The sequence below is a fragment of the Nostoc sp. CENA543 genome (assembly GCF_002896875.1).
Taxonomy (GTDB): Bacteria; Cyanobacteriota; Cyanobacteriia; order Cyanobacteriales; family Nostocaceae; genus Trichormus.
Window position 1 is genome coordinate 532,363 of the sequence record NZ_CP023278.1, and the last position, 22,489, is coordinate 554,851.

A 22,489-nucleotide genomic window follows, 5' to 3' on the forward strand; every position below is an offset into this window, starting at 1 on the left:
TAAAGTACTGAATTCAGAGCATACAATTCATCTGTCACAGGAAACAAATATTAATTAATCAATTAAGACTCCAGAGTGACTGGTAAAATCACAATAAAAGTAGTACCCTTACCTAAAGTGCTTTCTACTTGAATTTGCCCGTGGTGATGTTCGACAATCGCTTGTGCGATCGCTAATCCCAATCCTGAACCTGTAGCATTATCTGTGGCTAAACTCCGCGTTTTGTGGGTACGTGCAGGATCAACACGATAAAAACGGTCAAATAGTTTGGGTAACGCCTCAGCCGGAATTCCCACACCCGTATCACTCACCTGAATTTGCAAACAAGGGACACTACTGTAGCGAATTCTCTCTATCCTGGCTAGTTCTACACTCACATCTCCACCTGCTGGAGTATATTGCAAAGCATTACCAATCAAATTTGTTAATAAACGCACCAACTGATCCCAATTACCCCAAAGGGTGAACCAATTTTCTAATAATTCTGGGCTAGCTTCCGATATGGGCGGATCAATGAGATGTAAACTCAATTTAATCGCTTTTTCTGTAGCGAGAAGCTGCTGTTCTTCTACAACTTCCATCAGCAAAGCATCCACAGGACAAGCCGTAAAATCGTCTTTACTCATCCCCCCATCTTGACGCGCCAGGAACAATAAATCATTAACTAACCTACCCAAACGCTGAGTTAACCTTTCTACCACCTTTAACTGTTGGCGATAATTTTTCGCCACACCAGCCTCAGTTTCCGTTAACTCCAAATCAGTTAAAGCTACTTGCACATTAGTTTGAATCAAAGTAATCGGACTTCGCAATTCATGGGAAGCATCAGCCGTAAATTGTTTGAGACGTTGGTAAGACTCTCCCACTGGTTCCATCGCCTTCCCAGACAGAAACCAACCACTAGCCGCGACAGACACCACCATTAAACCCGTACCCAAAGCCAAATCAAACATTAATTGGCGACTGGGTTTAGTCACCTCAAACCAAGGATGACTCACACGCAGATATCCCAAAACCTGTCGTCCCATTTCCACCCGTTGGGTAACTTGACGCAAGAGTAGTGCTGAGTTAGGAGGTTCTGGGTTTTCGGTTTGTGCTTGTTTAATTATGCGTACAGTTTCACCATTGCGATCGCTATGGATGGGAATATTTAAAGGCTCAGAAAAAGTAGACCAAATTAATTCCCCAGTCGGACTAAACCACTCTAAATCAATGTGGTCATCTTCTACTGTCTCTGCATTGTTGCGAAAACTGGCTTCTACATTGATATGAAATGGTTCTAGCTCATTGTTAGACCGTTCAATGACCAGCGATCGCTCTACAATTTCCACTACATGATTTAAAGTATCGTCAATACGCTCAATTAGAGTATTGCGGACATATAAATACACACCACTAGCAAATAGCAGCAACAACACAGCAGTGACAGCCGTATACCAAATAGCCAGACGACGACGGGTAGCTTGAAACATGGGACAATTGACCACCAGCAGGTGTTATTTTTGGGAATATCTTGGGTATGGCGATCGCAACACTCCACTACATAACTTACCGTAAGCCATAACCCCTGCAAATATTTTCCACCCTTGACAGGTTGCGGGTGTTCAGATTCCCGACTTTTTGAAAAAGTCGGGGATCTACAACCTATCATGATTCCTGTGGCGAACTACCACTTCTAACTCAGTATTTACCACATACTCTAATTGTGATCACAAAGTAATAGTAATTAACGAAATGGCAAAATACTGTAGTTTCTGTTTATACAGGAGTTCTGTGCTTAACAATGCTTAACGCTTTAGTTACTATCTCTGGCATTTTTAAGTGATTTTACTGAAGCAAAACTTTTACCATAGAAGTTAAATTCTATATGCGGTTGAACTGGAAGGAACTTGTCTATAGAACATCCAAAGCCAAGAAAATCCAATGTTATCTAAAGTGCCTATTTTAAAATTTGTAACGGAAATATAGTTACACAAATAATCAGGGCAACTTCATAGATAGCACGAAATTTGTTCCCACTTTCCACCAAACAAATCTATCTCCAAATAACTCCTCAAATTATACAAATATCTCTATCCCTGATAGATATCGAAAATTTAGAAAATCTGGCATCTATTCAGTCACACACAACGACTTACCCTCAACAACTAGAAAACCTGCTTCTTATTTGGTTGCACTTCCACAAAACCAAGCATTGTTTTGTGAAGAAGCAAAATCGTCTTTGGTGGAGTGACGGAAATAAATTTGTGCTGCAACTACCGTAAATCATTAATTTCTCAGCCAGCTTATTTATTTAGATGTTGAATTTCTAAAAATATAAAAAACAATTATGGGAACTTACAACGGTACAACCTTCTTTCCTGATCCTGGTAGTGGCACATCTACAGCCTTAGATACTGCACTTTATATTGGTGGTTCTCTCACCGGCAGATCTGGCTTATTTCAAGACGACCTCAGTCGTCTCACTCCATCTGATTTATCCGACTACTACAAATTTACTATCAGCAGTTCCAGCATAGTCACCTTAGAAATGGATGGACTAACTGCTGATGCTAACTTATTCCTGCGAAATAGTGCTGGTAGCTCCCTGCGTGCTTCTAGCAACCCTGGAACTACCTCAGAACTAATCCGTTTTAGCCTGAATGATACACCTGACAACGTATTTTACGCACACGCTTTTATTCCCATTGGTTCAACCGCAACCTCATATAATCTTAGGCTCTCCGCAGAAGCTATTCAAGAAAGCAACCTAGCAAATCCTACAGTAGATAACACAGTTGCAGGAGCCAGGAATATTGGCATATTTACCACTAGCAATACAATCACTCCAATCATTGATTATGTAAGTGGCTTAGGTCAGATTATAGACGCAGAAGATTACTACAGTTTTACATTAACCAGCAGTGGTACAGTTAACATCGGCTTGAGGAGTCTTAATGGTACAGATACTCTCTATGCTGATCTCGAACTCAGAAACAGTTCCTCTTTGCTCCAAAGTAGTGCCACTACCGGAACAACATCAGAATCAATTAATCGAAGTCTTACCGCCGGTACATACTATATCCGGGCTGTATCCTCTTTACTACCTGGTAACTATGAGTTAAATTTTAGCTTTACCGCAGACCCACCAGACGCAGGCGGAAACACGGTAGGAACGGCTACCCCAATTAACCTATCATCTACCTTCTCAGAAATAGTTTCAGATCAAGTTAGTCTAGGAGACACTAACGACTATTACCAATTCACCCTAGCCTCAACATCTCTAGTAGACATCCGATTTACATCCTTAACAGCAGATGCTAACTTATTCCTGCAAAACCAAAGTGGTGGGAACCTTATCAGTTCAACCCAGTCAGGAACAGCCTTAGATGGGGTTCGACTGAGTTTGAATGCTGGTACTTACAATATTTTAGTGAATCGGGGTTCAACAGATACAGCTCAATATACCCTGAGTGCTTCTGCTGAAGTGATAGGAACAGATCAAGCACTCAATACTACAACATTAGCGCAAAATTTAGGTAGCTTAAATGGTTCTCTCACCCGCAGTGAATTTGTCGGTAACATAGACACTAACGACTACTACAGATTCACCCTAGATAGAACCAGTGAAATAAATCTGAATCTGAGTATTTTAAGTAGCTATTTTGATACGCAGCTAGTCAATGCAGATTTGCAACTACTCAACTCTGTTAATACACAAATAGCCACATCTAACCTAACTGGAAATAGCAATGAAAGTATCAGCACTGTCTTAAATTCTGGTACATACTTTATTCGCGTCTTCACTTCTGGGTTAGCCAATACTTTCTATAATTTGAATATTGAAGCAAAACCCCAAGCCACATTAATACAAGACATTAATCCTATCGGCAATTCCGATCCTGCAAACCTCACTGCATTGGGTAATACCTTATATTTCACCGCTAATGATGGCACTGCGGGTGTGCAGTTGTGGAGTAGTAATGGTAGCACCGCAACTCGTTTGAGTAATATCACTAACTTTAATCCTAGTAATCTGATAGTCTTCAACAATAGGTTATATTTTACCGCCAGCAATAGTGCTTTTGGTCAAGAACTGTGGGAATATAACGGCACTTCAGTTAATAGAATCAGTGATATAAATACAGGTGCTGGCAATTCTAATCCTAATCATTTGACAGTAGCCGGAAACAAACTTTTCTTTACTGCCGTCGATAATAGTAACACTCGAAAATTGTGGGTTTATAATGGCACAAGTCTCAGTTTAGTAGACATTAACCCCAGTTTTGCTACTAGCAGTACACCTACTTTCACCACTGCTTTTAATAATCGCCTCTTCTTCACAGCCCAAAATAACCGCCAACTTTGGTCAACCGACGGTACTATAGCCGGTACTCAAGTAATCACTGCTGGAAGTGCTACTAACATTGCTCCCCGCAGCTTGACAGTTGTTGGTAATACCTTATACTTCACAGCTAACAATGGCACAAGTGGACAGGAAATCTGGCAGTATCAAAGCGGCACTACAGCTAGCTTACTCAAAGATATCACCCCAGGTAATAACTCCTTTGCTCCCAGCAACCTGACAGCCGTAGGTAACACTTTGTACTTTGTCACAGATAGTGACAATGACTTTAACTTGGAACTGTGGAAGAGTGACGGTACATCTGGGGGAACTCAAATAATTGGGACAGATGGAGTAGCTCCCAATCTCGGCTTAGGTGCTTTCTCTTTAACTGCTGTGGGAAGTGCGCTCTACTTTGTAGCAAATAACCCAGGTTCAGGTTTAGAACTATGGCGAACAGATGGTACAACCACAAATATGGTGAAGGATATTTCATCTGGTAGTTCTGATAGTCTTCCCACTGGTCTTGTCAACTTCAATGGCACACTTGCTTTTGCCGCTTCTGATGGTACAAGTCGAGAGGTGTGGTTCAGTGACGGCACAGAGCCGAATACGCGTAGGGTTAGCAGCATTGAGATCGCAGGAAACGCTAATCCTGGCTGGCTCACTGTCGTTGGTAATAGACTGTTCTTCACTGCTACAGACGGAACTACCGGCACAGAATTGTACGTACTTTAAGGAGGTGATGACTAAAACACAAAATCTATCTAAAAAAACAACATTTAACTTGGTTGCAGTGTTTTGAAGACTCCAGCCACTTGTAGACAAAACATGGCATTGATTCCACAAGATTTGCTAACAGTCAACACAAATTGACACAAACACAAAATATAGGGAGATGTATTCCGTTATGAAGAACAAATTTTTAGCTTTAGCTGCTTTCGGTGCTGCTGCTTTGGGTGGCGTAATTGTTTCTGCTCCTGCTAACGCTCAAATTCCCCAAGGTTCGATGACACCCCAACCCATTACCGTTAACGTCAGCGTTCCAGAAATTCTGTTTTTGAGAACGATTAGCGAATTTAATGTAGACATCACTCCTGCTGATTTAACTGGTACTACATTAACCCCAATAGGAACTCCCCCCACTGCTTTCGTTGGCAGTGAGCAAACCACTGGTAGCACTCTTGATACTACCTCTCCATTTGCTGGAGGATTTGCAGATGGTCAGGCGATGACAGTAACAATTCCCAGTGCCTACATTGTTTGGTCTAACTCACCCACTGGAAATTACAACGTAGCGATTACTCCTCCTGGTGCTGGACTTGTTGGACCTGGAACAGCTATCAGTGTCGCTGTTGTTGGTACAAGCCCTGTAACGCTGGCTGCTGAGGGTTTAGTGACAGCTACACCTCAAGACATTGAGTTAGAGTTGACAGCAACAGACCCCACTGCTGGAACTTACACGGGTGATATCCTTGTTGAAGCTTTCAGACCATAGTTTGCGAGTCTTCTTTTTAGTGGCATAAGGAGTAAAAGCTTGACTTAAAACCGGCAAGTAAAAAGCAGGCTTCACTCCTCTTGCCTAAAAGGTTCAGTGTAAATTTAGGTTGCTTTAAGCATAGCTTAACCTAAATTCCGATATGGAGTTTTCTTGGTTTAAACGCCACTCATCTTAAAAGGGTAAGCCTACTCAAGATAGTGGCCTTCCAACCTACTGAATCTGTTGACAAATTTAGGTTCTACCCCCTAAAAAATGGGGGTATTTCCCATACTAAATTTTTCAGTCATGAATTTAGCTCAATCATTGAGCTTTGTACGATTCTATCTCGATTGTTCTCGATAATGTATGAAGTTTTAGCGACAATACATTGTCAAGTTAATGAAGTTGAGAAACCCTTACATAACTTTGATGCAGGCAATTTACCTATATGTCAGGGCATAAATTCAAAATTTACAAAGGCTATCTGCTTAGATGTTTGGGGTTAAGTACAGCAATTTTAATTGGGTTACAAGCACAGAGCAAAGCACAATTTATTTCTGTAGCTGAACCTGTAGAAATCTATCAATTAGCTACACCCCAAAGATTGACAGTTCCACCCATAGCATATTCAGAACTTTCTCTAGCTGTTAAAAGTGAATCAGTCGGTGATTCAGCAGATTTAACCGCACCTCCCCAATTCAACACTGTAATCATTAGAGAATTTCCTGGGGTTTGGCAGATGCGTGTACCTGTAGACGAGGTTGATTCTCTCTATGCTACCTATGAACTCAAGGCTGACAATGGTCGTACTAGTGCAGTGAGTAATGAACAACGTTCTGATAATGCTGTAGCAGTGGTGCTAGAACCTTTGCCAATTGTAGAAATTTCTCGTGATTTAAATAGTAATACTGCTTTGATTCAAGGAGGATTCCGTTTAAAAATGGATCTTTCTAGTGCCAATTTTGCTGGTGATTATGCCGGTGAATTAACAGTAGTTGTAGATCGGCGTTAATTGTCTGGAATAAACATTTAAACAAATTGTTTAACGGTGTGTTGTCAAGTGCATAATTTAATCGATATGTTGCCAATACTCAGAAACATAAGCTTGGGATTACTGGGAGCATTAGCATTAGGAATCCAGCCGGCTAACGCTCTCAATATCGGTGTTAGTCCCCCAAAAATTCATGTAGATATTAATAGTAAAAAAACACGTTCTCAAACAATTAAGGTGATGAACCTTGATTCTAAACCAGTGGAACTAAAAGTTTATGTACATTCTTGGGATTTGAATGAACAAAATAGAATACGTGTCCTACCGCCTAAAGAACAATCTTTAGAACAGTGGATTGTATTCACACCTTCTCGATTTACAATTCCAGCGCGTGGTGTGCAGACTATTCGTTTTACTGTTCGTCCCAGAGTAAAACCCCAAACAGGTGAACACCGAGCTGTAATTTTTGTGGAAGAAGTACCATCTGGCGATAAAAAAGGTGTAAACATCGTTGGCAAATTGGGCGTAGCAGTCTACGGTTATGTGGGAGATATTAAGCGAGTTGGTGTGTTGAATGCTGTCAATGTCAACAGTAAACCAAATGCGCTTAATGCCGTATTTGATATTTCTAGCCAAGGAAATGGATATGTAAATCTGCAAGGTCAATATGCTATTTGGCCTGCTGCTAAATATCCTGGTGCGGCTGCAACAAAACCTATAGCTAATTTAACACGAGACACTAAAATCAATGAACCTTTAGCAGATGTAGGTTTCTTACCTTCAACACCCGTATTACCAGAGAGTCGCCGTCAAATCTTACTTCCAATTAGTAAAAAATTACCCCCTGGCGACTATGTATTAGATATTAATGGCGAACTCAATGGTGTGGCAATTAAAAAAGGCATACCTTTTACAGTGCCATTTAATGCGCCAATCGCAGAAAATAGACCTCCCCGAACTCCATCAGGTTCGCAAAATCTCAGAAATAATCTCAGAAATGCACCGAGACGCAACTAGTGTTTGCACGTTGCAAGGCTAGACAGTTTAGTAGGGTGCGTCAGTATGAATAATTGCTTGTTGTAGTTGAGTTTTCTGACACTGACGCACCCTACATTTAGAATATTTTTTTCTCTGGAAGTCTCTATGTTCTACCAACCATCTACACCTCCCCCACCAGCTACAATTTTACAGTCAGAAGATAGTGCTTGCAAAGCTTTATCAGGTGCTAGTATCAGTCAGGAAAACCAAGCTGTTGCAGGTACTGTAGCAACTCCATCCGAACCAGAAGCATTACCGCCTGAATTTTCTCCAGACAATTTACAGTCATCCTGCAACCAAGAGCATTTAGCTAAAAATTTAGCTCAACAAAATATTACAAATATCGGTACAAATAATCTACAAGTTGCGAATCAAAAATCTCTACAATTTGATGAAACGCAATTGAGTAGAAGAGGTTGGGTAGCAAGATTAAAAAAAGTTTCCCCTGCTATTAAAGAAACTGTTAATACTTCTGAGTCTGAGATTATTGATTCCACAAACATAACATCTGTAATTTCTCAAAATGCTACTAATGAAACAACATCCAAGACACTGGAAGAAGTTAATAATGAGCAAAGTACATCTGAGATAACAAATTCAGATAATACTGAGAGGCAAACTCAAAATGCTAATAATTTAGTTGCCCAAGATTCTAAAACTTCCACAGACAAAAACCCTCCAGCCAACAACCCGCCAGTTGATAGCATTTTAGCCAGTGCCAAAAATGTATTAGTTGGTGTAGTGGTTAACAGTAAAGAGGTAGGCACTTTAGTTGTTATCCCAGAAGATAAGGCTTTATTAATTCCTCTAGATGACTTTGCCCAAGTTGTAGGTTTAGAAATTGAGCGACTAGAAGATAAGACTCAGATTAAGACACCTTTAGGGGTGGTAACAGCAACTGAAGCAGACTTGAGAAAAGTGGATGGTGTTGTCCATGTGACTGATGCCTTCTTAAAAGAGAAATTACTAATAAATTTAGAGTTAAAAACTTCAGATTTAGCTTTAAATGTTGATTTACCTTGGCGCAGGGGTTTAACAGCATCGAGAGATCAAGTATTTGATTTAAAGCCAGAAGTTTTCGCTCCTAGCAACAATTTATCTAATCTGCGACAAGAATTAAACTTTTACACTAGTTCTGGGGATTCTAGATTCCGCAGTTCTACGCTGTTGGGTGGAAGGTTAGCGGGTGGTTCATTCCGCTTACGTTTAGATAATAATTTTACTGAACAACCTCATTTATCTGAATATTTTTACTTTAAACGATCAGGGCAGTTTCTCTATCAAGTTGGTAAACAACAACTGTCTCTCAATCCTGTAATGTCAGGCTTAAATTTAACAGGATTGCAGTTTGGTTATACAAATTTACCGGCAGATCGGTTTAATACAAATTACAGTGCTTCTGAACTTTTACCACGACGTTCCCAGCCTACACAAGCATTCCAGGGTGTAGTTCCTCCAGCTAGTTTTGTACAGTTAAGAGTTGGTGGTGTGGTATTTGCTCAACAACAAGTAGGACTAACTGGAGAATATGATTTTCAGGATGTGCGTTTACCGTTGGGTTCACTTAGTGAAATTGAGCTTTTGGTATACGATCGCAATAATCTGAATGTACCGATAGAAGTTCGTAATCTTAGCGTCAATTCTTCGGATTTGTTATTACCATCGGGTGGTAACGTGCAGTTAGCAGGTTTGGGTGTAACTGGTAACTGGCTACAAAATAGTTTATTTGATGATTTTAATTCCCCAGATGCTGGAAAGTTTGCAGGGTTCTATCAAGTCCGTCAAGGTATTTCTGATAATTTAACTTTGGAAGCTGGTGTACAAGTATTGCCAGAAACTACTCAAGCTCAAGCTGGTTTTGCTTGGCGGTTAGCTAGTCCATTAATTTTATCTGCTAATGTGGGAACATCAGCAGGTGAAATGGCGTATAAAGCAGATTTAGATTTTAAATTGAATAACTGGCGGATTCTGGGAACTTCAGAATATTATCCTGGCAATTATCTATCAGGTTTTTATAGGGATATTGGTGGCGATCGCACCAATAATAGTTTAGATGTTAGCCATAGATTTAGTAATGATTTGACTCTAGGATTTATTGCCCGTAGCTATCAAAGCCAGAATAGAGACTCTGATTATATTTTACCGACTTTTTATTTCCGCCCCGCATATAACTTATCTTTTAGAGGCACACCCAACTACGTAGGTGACTACGTATTTAATGCTAATTATCAACCGTCAAGAAATACTAGATTCTTGTTTAGCATTTATTCTGATGTTTACTCCTCAGATTTCACCTACAGTCTAAACCGCCAATATCGCTTATCGTTCGGGACAGAATCTGGTGCTGATTTACCGACTCGTTACACTTTAACCTTTGGTCGCAGCGCGTCTAGTTTATCAGATTTAAGTTGGCAGCTAGGACTAGGTTATCGAGATGGGGAAGTAGGCGCGATCGCAGGTGCTAGTATGCGACTTATCCCTGGTTTATTCGCCAGAGTTGACTATCAAGGTATCCCCTCTAGAAATCGAAACACTATCGGAGGTATAGGTGATGAGCGTTTCACTGTTTCACTAGTATCTGATTTATCCTTTGCTGGGGGAAGAATTCTACCATCTGAGTATAGTTCAATTGGTAAAGACAAAGGCGCGATCGCAGGTAGAATAGTTGTTGAAGGTGGTAGAAACGGTGCAGACCTTGGTGGTGGTTTAATCAAGGTTTACAATAACCGTGGTCGTAGTGTTGGCGGTACTAAAATTGACTCTCAAGGTAATTTCTTTGTAGGTAATTTGCGAGAAGGTAATTACTTTATCCAAATCGACCCAGATGAGTTACCAATTGAAGTTAATGTGCGGAAAACCTCTATAGTTGCTGAAGTAGCAGGCGGTGCTGTAACTCAGTTAGACTTTCCCGTTAGATTAGAATATGGGATGGCAGGTAAAATTACTGATGTCTCAGGTCAGCCGATGTCAAATGTAGAAATAGAAGTAGTTGATGCTGAAGGTAAACGCGTCACTACAGCCACTACTGACCAATTCGGTCTTTACCGCGTAGATAGTCTACCTGTTGGTAAATACACACTCCGCATTCCCAAACAGGCGAATATCACTAATAATGACACTTTACCCCAACTAGAGGTAGCCATTAGCAAAGATTTCATCTACGACCAAAATCTGCAATTACCAGTTGCCGCAGCCGTTAAACAAATAGGCGAGTAGGGCATGGGGCATTGGCCATTGGGCATAGAGAAGGCAATAACAACTGTTGACTGTTGACTAATGACTATTAACTGATAGCCTAATTTCAATTACTATGTGTAATGTCATCCCATTCAACGGGCTACATTCGGCTAGCCTGTTATTACTATGCCTAAATCTAAAAAAAGCTCTAATTCTTCTATTAATTTAACCGAACCACAATATTATATTAACCGAGAGTTAAGCTGGTTAGAATTCAACAATCGAGTATTACATGAAGCTTGTGATCCTCGCACACCATTGTTAGAACGTTTGAAGTTTTTAGCTATTTTTAGCTCTAATTTAGATGAATTTTTTATGGTGCGGGTTGCGGCTTTAAAGCAACAGGTAGAAGCAAAAGTTACTAAGTTATCCCCCGATGGACGTACACCACAACAGCAATTAGATGATATTCGCTTACACCTAATACCTAAAGTTACTCAACAGCATCAGCATTTTGAACAAAGTATTCGTCCGTTATTAGCAAATCACGGGATTCATATCCTGAATTACATTAACCTCAATCAAAAACAACGTAACTATTTAGATAGTTATTTTGAAGACCAAATTTTTCCTGTTTTAACTCCCTTAGCAGTTGACCCCAGTCACCCTTTCCCCTACATTTCTAATCTCAGCTTAAATTTAGCTGTGGTGGTGAAAAACCCTGACACCGATGAAGAATTTTTTGCCAGGGTGAAAGTCCCCAGCGTATTACCGCGATTTTTACCACTACCTCCAGAGTTGGGAATTCAGCTAGAGAATGGACAACCAGCACACTGGACTGGTGTACCCTTAGAACAGGCGATCGCACATAATCTAGATTCCCTCTTTCCAGGGATGAATATCCAAGAGTATCACCCCTTCCGCATCACCCGTGATGCAGATTTAACTCTGGAAGAAGACGAAGCTGATGATTTATTATTGGCAATTGAACAAGAACTCCGCAAACGCCGCATTGGTGGTAATCCCGTCCGTATTGAAATTCAATCCCAAACCCCTGAACCAGTCCGCACCAGGTTACTACAAGATTTAGAACTCACAGAAAATGATGTCTATGAAGTGGACGGTCTGGTAGGACTACGTGATCTGATGTATTTTATGGCTTTACCCTTGCCAGAACTCAAAGATCCACCACGCCAGTCTGTAGTACCTATGCGTCTACAACGGTTACGTGAACCCAGCCTTGACCCAGATGTCTTGGAGTTGGACGAAGGTAAAGATTTCTTTTCCGTAATTCGCGAAAAAGATTTATTTGTCCACCATCCCTATCAATCTTTTTCTGCTACGGTGGTACGCTTTATCACCCATGCAGCCCATGATCCCAATGTGCTAGCCATTAAAATGACTTTGTACCGCACATCTGGGGATTCGCCGATTGTTAATGCTTTAATTGCGGCGGCGGAAAATGGTAAACAGGTATCAGTTTTAGTGGAATTAAAAGCCCGTTTTGATGAAGAAAATAATATTTACTGGGCGAGAAGATTAGAACGGGTAGGAGTACACGTTGTTTATGGTTTGGTGGGTCTAAAAACTCATTGCAAAACCGTCATGGTGGTGCGACGAGAAAAAGATAGAATGCGCCGTTATGTGCATATAGGTACTGGGAATTACAACCCAAAAACAGCCAGACTATATACAGATTTAGGTTTGTTTAGTTGTCGGGAAGAATTAGGTGCAGATATTACAGATTTATTTAATTTCTTAACAGGATATTCCCGGCAAAAATCCTATAGAGAATTGTTAGTTGCGCCTGTGAATATGCGCGATCGCTTTTTAGAATTGATTCGCCGTGAAATCACTAATGTGCAGAATGGTTTGACTGGTCGTATTGTGGCTAAAATGAACTCTCTTGTTGACCCACAAATCATCACTCATTTATATGAAGCTTCTCGCGCTGGCGTGCAAATTGATTTAATCATTCGGGGAATTTGTTGCTTACGTCCTGGACTTCCTGAACTGAGTGAAAATATTCGTGTGATTAGCATCATTGGCCGCTTTTTGGAACACTCCCGGATGTACTATTTCTACAACAATGGGCAGGAAGAAATCTATATTGGCAGTGCCGATTGGATGAGTCGTAACCTAGACCGCCGCGTGGAAGTGATTACGCCAATACGCGATCAAGATATTGCGAAAGATTTGCAAGAAATATTGGGAATTATGCTGGCAGATAATCGCCAAGCTTGGGATTTACAAGGGGATGGCACTTATGTGCAACGTCGTCCCGGTAATGATTGTCCAGAGGCCAATTCTCAAATAACTCTGATGAATATGTCCTTACGTTCAACCAACGTCACAACAAACTTAATGGATGCTAAAAAAAGTGCTTCAGTAACAGATAATTAGATCAAGTTCTGGCTTTATCAAAACTTCAATTTTTTCCAGAAGTTTGAGAGATTTCTTTGGTTATAGTCCAACTATTCAACCATAGGATAGAGTAACTTTTAGCATTCCTTCCCATAAACTGGAGAGATTATCGTATTTGACTTTCCCTGGAATGTTAATGATCTCTTGTGAGTCTTCTACCTTACGCGTTCTAGTGGTTGATGATCACGAACTTACCCGTCTAACTTTGCAATTAGCTTTTGCAGGTCAAGAAAATATTCAAGTCGTTGGTTCAGCTAGTAACGGCCAAGAAGCAGTAGAAATGGTGAAATCTTGTCACCCTGATGTCATTGTTTTAGATTTACAGATGCCTGTCATGGATGGTTGGATTGCTTCTGGAGAGATTAAAGCTATCTCTCCCCGCACTCAGATATTGGCTTATTCTTCAGTGGAAGAAGCCCATTTACCTGACAAGAAAACAACGGCAAACTTTGATGAAGTTTGTAAGAAAGATGTTCCAACTAGTGAATTAATCGCTTTAGTCAGACAATTAGGACAAAGTGCAGGGAATGGTTCTATTTCTAAGTAGACAAAATAACTAGAGACTAGAAGTTAGGCATTGGTTAAGAGAAGTTGTCATTTGAGAATTTAGCACTATTCGTGATTAACTGCATTGAAAAGAAATTATTGTGCGTGTATTCCCTATTAATTCAAAATCCTCGTAGCTTCTGCCCCAAACTTGATCATGTAATTGATGAGGCAAAGTTGAGTTTGATTGATTCTATGGTTAATTGAAGACGTAAAGCGATCGCTTCTAGCTATCTTAACTGATGGAAGTTAACTGTCACCGACTAGTCAACAACCCATCAGCAAAGATGTACAATTTATTTGTCCTACGGCTTTACTGCCAATGCTTCACTTCTAGCCTCTAGCCAATTAATTGTTCCCTGTTTGGGGAATAGTACGTGAGAATTCCTCAATCAACTCATCTAATTCTTCCAAGGCTTGATTCACATCCACTCTTAAAATCCCTAAATTGGGTTGTTCTAAAAGATTTAGTAGATATTCACGCTTACTCTGAACTGCGGCTATCCGTTCTTTGAGAGTCTGTAAATCCATGATGTTTATACCTTGCATTCGCTTCAAATCTAAACTTAACTCAAAAAGAGCCGACTTGTAACTGTTCGCAAATTAGATAATTAGCGATCGCATCCCAGACTTTAGTCCGATAATAAAACTTGATGTGTTAAGAATTTATACTATCCTGGGATTATGTTACGCCAAATTTCTTTGGGGACTCTTGGTTTAAGTGTTGGTGCTGTTTTGACCCTTGTCGGCTTTGTGGCTTATGCTGCCGATAACGCTACACTCAATTTAGTTGGATTTTTCTATGGTTTTCCCCTACTTTTAGGGGGATTAGCACTAAAAGCTAATGAAATTAAGCCTATTGCTTTTAGTCAACCCACACCACCTTCCGTGTTAACCCTGCGAGAACAACAGGCCACCGTCACACAAAATAAAATTCGTAAAGACGTAACTCGCTACTGCTATGGACAAGATGCTCATTTAGATGGTGCGCTTACTTATTTAGGTTTAAGTCCTACAGATGAGGAAAGACCAATACTTACGGGGTTACGGGAAACAGAAATTAATGGTGCTTATGCCTTAATTTTAGAATTTGATTCACCGTTAATACAGGTTAGTGCTTGGCAAGAAAAGCAAGAAAAAATGACCAAATATTTTGGCCCAGGTATAGAAGTAAAAATTACATCCCTCGATGACAGCAAAATTGAATTAACTTTGATTACCAATACTCAATCGTAATTCGATATTGGGCAGAAGAAATTAAAAAGTAAACAGTTAAAAATAACTGCATTTTTGGCGTTTCTCCCTGTGGGTGACGCTTTTTCGTTGCTAACTTCCGTCACTCATAGGGAAAAACCTATTTTGTGGAGGTCAAATCATCAGCTGTTATACCTTTAACTTGCACATTAATATTAGCAGGGTAGCATTAGTAAAATCTTTACCCTGATTTATTTCTCTAGACGGACTGCATACCATTGTAAATATTTGCCGACACCAATATCTAATTCACAACTGGTATCGATTAAATGTTGAGCTTGTTCTGCTAAAGAATCAAATTTTTGTAACTCCAATGGCAAATCATTAAAGTCAATTTGTTGCAATTCATTTTTGAGTTTTGCCAATAATTCTGCTGTTGTCAGAAATTGTTCTGGCTGATTAGTTTCGAGAACAACAAAATTGTCTTGTTGGTACATTAATGGATCTGGCATAAGGGAATTCCAACTTAAAGAAATATCCTATCACTTTGGAGGCAAGGGAGCAGGGAGCAGAGGAGAGAAGCGACACGCTCCGCATTCACATTCTTGGAGCTTCTCGTTGGTACAGCATCTGGTAGAGAAGATAAGACCGCATTGCTCCCTTCTCCCCTGCCTATTTAGTCAGTAATATTACTGAGAAAAAGTGCATAAATTATTGTGAATTTTTATGATGTTCAAGTTAATCAAATAATATAATTCACATAGGTATTTATATGTAGTACCATCACCTATTTCTAGCCAATCAATATCATAACTCCAGAGATTTTTTAATATCACTTAATAGTAAATTTACTGATTAATGCTGGGTGTTTAAAGCAACTTATCTGTTATGTAAAGAGATCGTGCTGGCATTTGAAGTTTTGCTAGTAGACGCAATTAGATACTATCTATCGGGAAATATAAAAGTAACAGTTCCCAGCATCGGTTAACAATGGGCATAAAGTTCATGATTAACCGTATTTGCTATAAAAATTAACAAACCTCATATGATACTTTTCTCTTGGCTAAAGATTACTGGACATTTTTTCATACCAATAAGTTTCAAGAGTCGATGGAATACCTACTACTCCCCCAGAAATCGCTCCTCCAATGAAGGATTGTGCTTAGGCGATCGCATAAAATTTAGTCAATATTTACACATATTATTCAACCAAAGACTAATATTATTCCGGCTACGGGGTAAATTAGCTGAAGAGATTTTGCTAATTGCTTGTAATCTGATTAACACTAAGTAAATACTCTCGCTTCCAACTAGCGAGTCACCAGATAAGAGCTAATTTTTCTAAAATTCGCTCGACTAAGAGCAATATATTTCTAGATTTACTCATCTTTAACATTTCAGAGAATTCCTGTGGAACGCAACTCATGTCACGCATAAGCCCATATTCTCTTACTAAACAACCTCCTGTAATTTTGGTGGCTGATGATGACACTACCATCCGAACAATGTTGCGTAAAGTGATGGAACAAGAAGGCTATCGAGTCATTGAGGTGACAGATGGTAAGCAGTGTATAGATGCCTATGAGGCTGTTAAACCAGATATAGTCTTGTTGGATGCTGTGATGCCAATCATGGACGGCTTTACGTGCTGTAAACAACTAGTACAAATTGCCAGAAACAATTTAATTTCCGCTTTAGCCAATGTAGATAATGATTCTTCTGGCTTGGATAGTACGATCATCTCCAAACTATGGGAACGGACTCCGATATTAATGATCACTAGTTTGAATGATGAAGAGTCTGTAGATCGTGCTTTTGAAGCAGGAGCCACAGACTACATCACCAAACCAATTCATTGGGCAGTTTTGCGCTTACGTTTACGGAGATTACTACAACAAGCACAAGTATATAAACAGTTGGAAGCAGCAAACCTAGCTCTGCAAGAACTAGCGAATGTAGATGGTTTAACTGGTTTAGCTAATCGTCGCCGTTTTGATAACTATTTAAATACGCAGTGGATTAATTCAGCACAAACAGGATCTCCCTTATCACTGATCCTGTGTGACATTGATTTTTTCAAGTTTTATAACGATTGCTATGGTCATCCAGCTGGGGATGTTTGTCTGCAAAAAGTGGGTACAGTCTTAAGTAAAACAGCAGAAAAGCATCGAGATTTAGTAGCCCGCTATGGCGGTGAAGAATTTGCCGTAATTATGCCAGACACTCACGCTTCGGGTGCAATTCATGTGGCTCAAGCGATGCAAAGTGGCGTGAGCAATTTGCGAATTGATCATGACAAATCTGAGGTGAGCCAATATCTTACCCTCAGTATGGGTGTAGCAACCATAATACCTGGATGGGAGGTTTCACCTTCTGATTTAATCGCGGCGGCAGACAAAGCCCTTTATCAAGCTAAAGCCCAAGGGAGAAATCGGATTTGTTGGATATCGGATGGTTAGGATTTAGGGGTGTAGGGGTGTAGGGGTTTAGGGGAGACAAGGGAGAAATTAATGACTATTGACTAATGACTATTGACTAATGACTATTGACTAATGACTAATGACTAATGACTAATGACTATTGACTATTGACTATCTTAAGAAGGACACACTGGCAAAGTAAAGTGAAACCATGCTCCACCTTGGGGGTTAGAGTCTACCCAGATTTGGCCGTAATGCGCTCTAATTATACGTTGGCATAAACAAAGACCTATGCCATAACCTTCAGTGGCTTCATCTCGTTCTAGGCGATAGTGATTTTCAAAAATGCGATCGCGATTTTCTGGAGGAATACCAGGGCCTGTGTCACCAACGCTAAATTGCACTTTCTGGGTAGTGCGATGTAATCCAGCAATGCTGATTTTGCCATGTTCTGGAGTGTATTTAATGGCATTATCCATTAAGTTGACTAAAACTTGACGGATACGTTCTGGATCAGCATAGACATAGGGTAAATCATTGGGTATGTCGGTTTCTATGTGTTGGGATTTGGCTGTGTAGCGGTCGTGTAGTTCCTCCATAATGTCTAAACACATTTGACCCAGATTAGTCTTTTGTGGTGTAATTGAAAATTCTGTATCATTCCCCCGACCTACTTGTAATAGATCGGCGATCATTCTATCTATGGTCTTAGTTTGGTTACGGGCTTGTTTGAGGAGATGAGCAATTAATGCTGGTTTGAGACGTTGAAATTCTCCGGTTTCTGAATTGTAGTTAGATTGTAGAGTATCAATGGCGATCGCCGCAGCCGTTAGGGGATTGCGGAGGTCGTGAGCTAACATCCCGATGACTCTATCTTTAAACTGTAATTGCTCTAGCAGTTTTTCTTTTTCTTGTTTCAGGTGAAAAATTTCATCTGACAGTCGAATCAACTCCGCCGACACTGCTATCGAACTAATAGATGATTTGGGTTGTGAAATTTTGCCATTGTCATCTACTCGTTCTTGTAAATCTTCTTGCAGTTTCTGGTAAGTTTCTGAGGCGGCTTGCCAGCGCGGCCACCAACTTTTCAACTGGGCAATAATATTACTACCGGCTAAAATCTGTCTAGGTTCTGGATGAATTTTGATTAAAGCTGGTGTCGCCACTAATTTGAAGTGTTCTGCCAAATAAGGCTGTTGACTCACATCGATGATTTGTAGTTCAAAATTATACCCAGCCTGTAATTCTTTTAAGTAAGCACGGATACGCTGCACCTGCGGCTTAGACTTTGGTCGTCCATCAATAAACAGCAGCAGCTGGAGTGGGGCTTCAGAATAAATTGGCTGATCCTGGGAAACTTGCATGTCATCGTGTTTCAGCACTGGCAACAACCTGGCGACGTTTTGCGGAATTTAGATTAGACTGACGGTTGTCGATGGTCGTTTTTTGTTATCAATTTAATCTCTATTTTAGATTTTTCATACACCCATCTGATCGGGCTTTTTGGCATGAGATACATTTTTTTGGGCTTTTTGTTTCCAATTGGGCTAACTTGTTGGCAGACAAGGGTTTTTGCTATGGAGTCTCAAGCTCCATCTCCTCTTCATCATACTCTGGCTTCAGAGTCAACAGATGAAAATTTTTATACTCAGGCAAGTCATATCATACAGCAACATTTGGATCTCATTGCCCGAATTGAGCAGGCGTTAGTTAATCCTGATGCTAATCGGTTACGAGCTGTGAGGGGACAATTAACTTCTCAGATGAAGGCGACTGAAGGATTTCTTCAGCGTCAGCATCCTGTTGCTAAAGTTTTATGTAATTCACCTGACATTGCCTCTGCACCTGAACAATTCACGAAATCGCAACTAACAATATATTGCTCTTTGTATGGTTCTAGCCAAGAATTATGGAAACTTGCGCCTGTACTAGATAGGGGTTTGTCTCGTCGGGGTGAATTAACCCTGGTGAGAAAGTTACCTTTAGTTAGTGGTGAGCATCAATCAGATCCTATACTGTCGATCGCGCCTGTGCAACGTCCCCGCCTGAACGAGCCAGCTACACCGTTTGCGATTTGGGAAGCCAATCTAGCAGGAAAGTTTTCTGACGACTCTGATCACTCGACCTTGCCGATTATTGGCAGAGTTGGTAAGACGGCCATAGCTAACTATAACCCACCGATACAACCAGCGATCGCACCCCCCGAAACAGCACTAACGATTTTGGCTAATGCTAAACAGTTGCTTTCCAACGCCCTGGTGAGTTTTCCTAGTGACTATCAGTTTCGGGATGCTCAAACAACTGCGGCTAGTCTCGACAGATTTACGTATAGTTTAGATCCCCAAGAAGGACAGACATACGCTAGGTTTTTGCAGTTACCGCGTACTGGAATTTTCCGTGTGTTAGCTGCTTCAGCTTATGAACGTCCACTGAATACAGTATGGAATCGCTTGCAACCCAGCGTGAGTGAGCGTTATCCGTTTCCAGCCTTAAAAGATGCCCAAGGAAGTTTTAAACCTAGTTTAGCACTGAAGTTAGTCGGCGATCGCTTCCAGATGCAGCATTTGGGAGTAGATTACAGCTTTATGGTGGATCTAGGCGATATTCCCTTAGAGAAGTTGGATCAGCAACTGCAAGCTGTAGCATCTCCCACCAGAGAATTTTTCCTCAACTACCAACCACCCAAACAGTTAGAGAATTTACAAGTAGACAGACGGAGGTTTTTGACTGGTAAAGACCAAAACTGGAATCTTAACCGCATCATTTTGACTGATGCGACAGCTCAATTAAATCACACATATTTGGTGCGATCGCTGCAATTTCAGCTACCAGAAATTATCTTACATGGTCAGCTAGTCCCGGCGGAAAAAAGACGCTACTTAGACGAATTACAACAAGTACGAAGTAGCGATATGCTCATCGCCTTCCGTCCGGTGCGTCGCCGTAATGATGGTAGTTACACTGTGTTGTGGAGAGTTGTACGTGAGCTACCTGCACCACAAATTTTAGATTTGTAGAGGGTTAGGGTGGGGTAAAAAATATAAGTTCTTCATGATTGAATTGTTCAAAACTTTAAAATATCAGGTGATTCTACTTAAGAATATTCATGTAGAGAAAACTTGATTTTGGTAAAATTTTAGAGAAACATCGGTAGATTTTCTCAGCAAACATGAATATTCTGCAAGACACACCCCACGTTGCCCATATTCTTACGGACACTTGTGGGCGGCGGTGCTAAAAGGTCATGGTTAACTTAGCAAATACCCAGAGCGATCGCATCTGGATAAACTAGTACGTGAACTAGGTCTGCAAGATCACTTAGCTATGTTAGGATTCCAAAAAAATCCCTATGCTTACATGGCAAAAGCTTCAGTATTTGCCTTATCTTCAGCCTGGGAAGGATTCGGTAATGTTCTTGTAGAAGCAATGGCTTTAGGTACACCTGTAGTCTCTACAGACTGTCCCAGCGGCCCCGCAGAAATCCTCAATCATGGAAAATACGGTTTACTAGTTCCAGTTGGTGATGATGCAGCAATGGCAGAAGCAATTGTTAAGGCCTTAAGCGGGAATTGTCCCACCGTTGATACCCAATGGCTAGAGCAATTTACTTTCCATACAGCCATGAATAAATATATCAAACTTCTAGATATCGCTTAGTCCTTCTACAGCCATTACATACTTACTAAATCAGCATGAAAATTTTAATTCAGCACAGACATTTAAAGCATGAAATTGCTGGTGTTCTCACATATATTGATGCTATTACACCAGAATTAGAACAAAGAGGTGTTACCGTTCAAACTGTCTCAACTAGAGCCGATAAAATTCACCAGTGGGTCAAACTCATTGCTGGGGCAGATATTATTCATATGAATTCTAATGATCTATTATTTGCCCTATTGTGTAAACTTTTCAATAAAAAAATCATTATTAAATATCACTACTGTTTTTATCAATCTATTCATTCTCATTATGAGCAGATGACCTTTGTCCAAAGGCTAAAAACAGAGTTTTACCACACTCTACCCAAAGCTAATTATCCCTTAAAGTGGAAGCTATTTACCTTAGTAAAATGGGCAAGATTAGCTACAAGAATCACTACAGCACTTGTAGCCGATAGTCATACAGCTTGCAGTAATTTTCTAGGCGAATCTTGCGCTTTTCCCTGGAAAGTAGCGACTTTATATAATCCCATTGCTGTCAGATCACCAATTCAGCAAAAACAGCTAAATACATTAGCTAACCCTGATAAATTCGTTTTTGTCGGCAGATTAGATAAAGATAAGGGAGTAGATATTCTCTTACAAGCAGCATCAATCTTAAAAAAGGAAAATCGACAGTTTCAAATTGAAATTATTGGAGACGGGCCAAAGGCAGCAGAATTAAAACAATTGACATCTGATTTAGAACTCACTAATTGTGTGACTTTTCTCGGAAAACTGCCCAACTCAGAGGTAATTGTCAAATTACAAGATGCTTTAGCTTTAGTAGCACCTTCCCGATGGCAAGATCCAGCACCCTATGTAGTTTTGGAAGCTGCTAGTACACAAACCTGTGCCATTGTCTCTCAAATGGGTGGTTTGCCGGAAATGGCGGGTTCACAAGGGTTTTTCTTTGAAAATGAAGATTTTCGCGGTTTAGCCACCTGCATGAGATACTGCCTAGAGCATCCAGAGGAAGTAATTCAGCGTGGTGTCATGGCTAGCCAATATGTTGCGGAAAAGTTTTCTGCTCATAGTGCAGCTACTCAACTGCTAGATATTTGCCAGCAATTAATCCCAATGGATAGTTCGCAATTAGCTAACGCCCAGCTACGCTAACGCAATTACTTTATCTGGCATGAGCTAGAAGACTCCCCTTATACTGCGTAAGCAGTTAGCGGGAGATGAATAGCG

At 40.4% G+C, this 22,489-nt stretch carries 16 protein-coding genes; 12 read left to right on the forward strand and 4 right to left on the reverse strand.

Annotated features, from left to right (window positions below; all coding sequences use genetic code 11):
• Window positions 1-62: 62 nt before the first annotated feature.
• Window positions 63-1,472: a cell wall metabolism sensor histidine kinase WalK gene (locus CLI64_RS02275; RefSeq protein ID WP_103135710.1), complete on the reverse strand. Its 1,410-nt coding sequence runs from the start codon at window positions 1,470-1,472 to the stop codon at window positions 63-65.
• 857 nt (window positions 1,473-2,329) lie between these two features.
• On the opposite strand from CLI64_RS02275, the gene CLI64_RS02280 reads away from it, so the two are divergent.
• The 7 genes from CLI64_RS02280 (at window position 2,330) to CLI64_RS02310 (ending at window position 13,981) form a co-directional block, all read left to right on the forward strand.
• Window positions 2,330-5,062 carry a pre-peptidase C-terminal domain-containing protein gene (locus CLI64_RS02280; protein ID WP_103135711.1) on the forward strand — a complete coding sequence of 911 codons (2,733 nt, stop codon included), beginning with the start codon at window positions 2,330-2,332 and terminating at the stop codon, window positions 5,060-5,062.
• A gap of 172 nt (window positions 5,063-5,234) precedes the next feature.
• Window positions 5,235-5,822, forward strand: a complete 588-nt coding sequence (locus tag CLI64_RS02285; protein ID WP_103135712.1) for a hypothetical protein — start codon at window positions 5,235-5,237, stop codon at window positions 5,820-5,822.
• A gap of 430 nt (window positions 5,823-6,252) precedes the next feature.
• Window positions 6,253-6,816 (forward strand): hypothetical protein, encoded by a 564-nt coding sequence (locus tag CLI64_RS02290; protein ID WP_103135713.1) that lies wholly within the window; start codon window positions 6,253-6,255, stop codon window positions 6,814-6,816.
• Between the two features lie 66 nt (window positions 6,817-6,882).
• A complete protein-coding gene (locus tag CLI64_RS02295; protein ID WP_103135714.1) occupies window positions 6,883-7,812 on the forward strand; it encodes a fimbria/pilus periplasmic chaperone in 930 nt (309 codons plus the stop codon).
• A 126-nt stretch (window positions 7,813-7,938) separates the two neighbouring features.
• Window positions 7,939-11,049 carry a carboxypeptidase regulatory-like domain-containing protein gene (locus CLI64_RS02300; RefSeq protein WP_103135715.1) on the forward strand — a complete coding sequence of 1,037 codons (3,111 nt, stop codon included), beginning with the start codon at window positions 7,939-7,941 and terminating at the stop codon, window positions 11,047-11,049.
• Window positions 11,050-11,196: 147 nt separating this feature from the next.
• A complete protein-coding gene (ppk1, locus tag CLI64_RS02305) occupies window positions 11,197-13,413 on the forward strand; it encodes a polyphosphate kinase 1 (RefSeq protein WP_103135716.1) in 2,217 nt (738 codons plus the stop codon).
• A gap of 151 nt (window positions 13,414-13,564) precedes the next feature.
• A complete protein-coding gene (locus tag CLI64_RS02310; protein ID WP_103135717.1) occupies window positions 13,565-13,981 on the forward strand; it encodes a response regulator transcription factor in 417 nt (138 codons plus the stop codon).
• Between the two features lie 347 nt (window positions 13,982-14,328).
• Here the strand turns inward: CLI64_RS02310 and CLI64_RS02315 are convergent, their stop codons facing one another.
• A complete protein-coding gene (locus tag CLI64_RS02315; RefSeq protein WP_103135718.1) occupies window positions 14,329-14,511 on the reverse strand; it encodes a hypothetical protein in 183 nt (60 codons plus the stop codon).
• 153 nt (window positions 14,512-14,664) lie between these two features.
• Between CLI64_RS02315 and CLI64_RS02320 the strand changes: the two genes are divergently transcribed.
• Window positions 14,665-15,216: a DUF2854 domain-containing protein gene (locus CLI64_RS02320; RefSeq protein WP_103135719.1), complete on the forward strand. Its 552-nt coding sequence runs from the start codon at window positions 14,665-14,667 to the stop codon at window positions 15,214-15,216.
• A 209-nt stretch (window positions 15,217-15,425) separates the two neighbouring features.
• Here CLI64_RS02320 and CLI64_RS02325 read toward each other — a convergent pair whose 3' ends face one another.
• Window positions 15,426-15,686 (reverse strand): chlororespiratory reduction protein 7, encoded by a 261-nt coding sequence (locus CLI64_RS02325; RefSeq protein ID WP_103135720.1) that lies wholly within the window; start codon window positions 15,684-15,686, stop codon window positions 15,426-15,428.
• Window positions 15,687-16,598: 912 nt separating this feature from the next.
• On the opposite strand from CLI64_RS02325, the gene CLI64_RS02330 reads away from it, so the two are divergent.
• Window positions 16,599-17,633: a PleD family two-component system response regulator gene (locus CLI64_RS02330; protein WP_103135721.1), complete on the forward strand. Its 1,035-nt coding sequence runs from the start codon at window positions 16,599-16,601 to the stop codon at window positions 17,631-17,633.
• 137 nt (window positions 17,634-17,770) lie between these two features.
• On the opposite strand, the gene CLI64_RS02335 is transcribed toward CLI64_RS02330, so the two are convergent.
• Window positions 17,771-18,976 (reverse strand): histidine kinase, encoded by a 1,206-nt coding sequence (locus CLI64_RS02335; protein ID WP_192881666.1) that lies wholly within the window; start codon window positions 18,974-18,976, stop codon window positions 17,771-17,773.
• Between the two features lie 126 nt (window positions 18,977-19,102).
• Between CLI64_RS02335 and CLI64_RS02340 the strand changes: the two genes are divergently transcribed.
• From CLI64_RS02340 to CLI64_RS02350, 3 genes are all read left to right on the forward strand, one after another.
• Window positions 19,103-20,611 carry a hypothetical protein gene (locus CLI64_RS02340; protein ID WP_103135723.1) on the forward strand — a complete coding sequence of 503 codons (1,509 nt, stop codon included), beginning with the start codon at window positions 19,103-19,105 and terminating at the stop codon, window positions 20,609-20,611.
• Window positions 20,612-20,918: 307 nt separating this feature from the next.
• A complete protein-coding gene (locus CLI64_RS02345; RefSeq protein ID WP_264082486.1) occupies window positions 20,919-21,251 on the forward strand; it encodes a glycosyltransferase in 333 nt (110 codons plus the stop codon).
• Between the two features lie 35 nt (window positions 21,252-21,286).
• Window positions 21,287-22,414: a glycosyltransferase family 4 protein gene (locus tag CLI64_RS02350; protein ID WP_103135725.1), complete on the forward strand. Its 1,128-nt coding sequence runs from the start codon at window positions 21,287-21,289 to the stop codon at window positions 22,412-22,414.
• Window positions 22,415-22,489 lie beyond the last annotated feature (75 nt).

Excerpts from the sequence above, each read along its gene's own strand:
- CLI64_RS02275 (WP_103135710.1), bottom strand. The coding sequence starts at position 1,472 with ATGTTTCAAGCTACCCGTCGTCGTCTGGCTATTTGGTATACGGCTGTC.
- CLI64_RS02280 (WP_103135711.1), top strand. The coding sequence starts at position 2,330 with ATGGGAACTTACAACGGTACAACCTTCTTTCCTGATCCTGGTAGTGGC.
- CLI64_RS02285 (WP_103135712.1), top strand. The coding sequence starts at position 5,235 with ATGAAGAACAAATTTTTAGCTTTAGCTGCTTTCGGTGCTGCTGCTTTG.
- CLI64_RS02290 (WP_103135713.1), top strand. The coding sequence starts at position 6,253 with ATGTCAGGGCATAAATTCAAAATTTACAAAGGCTATCTGCTTAGATGT.
- CLI64_RS02295 (WP_103135714.1), top strand. The coding sequence starts at position 6,883 with ATGTTGCCAATACTCAGAAACATAAGCTTGGGATTACTGGGAGCATTA.
- CLI64_RS02300 (WP_103135715.1), top strand. The coding sequence starts at position 7,939 with ATGTTCTACCAACCATCTACACCTCCCCCACCAGCTACAATTTTACAG.
- ppk1 (WP_103135716.1), top strand. The coding sequence starts at position 11,197 with ATGCCTAAATCTAAAAAAAGCTCTAATTCTTCTATTAATTTAACCGAA.
- CLI64_RS02310 (WP_103135717.1), top strand. The coding sequence starts at position 13,565 with ATGTTAATGATCTCTTGTGAGTCTTCTACCTTACGCGTTCTAGTGGTT.
- CLI64_RS02315 (WP_103135718.1), bottom strand. The coding sequence starts at position 14,511 with ATGGATTTACAGACTCTCAAAGAACGGATAGCCGCAGTTCAGAGTAAG.
- CLI64_RS02320 (WP_103135719.1), top strand. The coding sequence starts at position 14,665 with ATGTTACGCCAAATTTCTTTGGGGACTCTTGGTTTAAGTGTTGGTGCT.
- CLI64_RS02325 (WP_103135720.1), bottom strand. The coding sequence starts at position 15,686 with ATGCCAGATCCATTAATGTACCAACAAGACAATTTTGTTGTTCTCGAA.
- CLI64_RS02330 (WP_103135721.1), top strand. The coding sequence starts at position 16,599 with ATGTCACGCATAAGCCCATATTCTCTTACTAAACAACCTCCTGTAATT.
- CLI64_RS02340 (WP_103135723.1), top strand. The coding sequence starts at position 19,103 with ATGAGATACATTTTTTTGGGCTTTTTGTTTCCAATTGGGCTAACTTGT.
- CLI64_RS02345 (WP_264082486.1), top strand. The coding sequence starts at position 20,919 with ATGTTAGGATTCCAAAAAAATCCCTATGCTTACATGGCAAAAGCTTCA.
- CLI64_RS02350 (WP_103135725.1), top strand. The coding sequence starts at position 21,287 with ATGAAAATTTTAATTCAGCACAGACATTTAAAGCATGAAATTGCTGGT.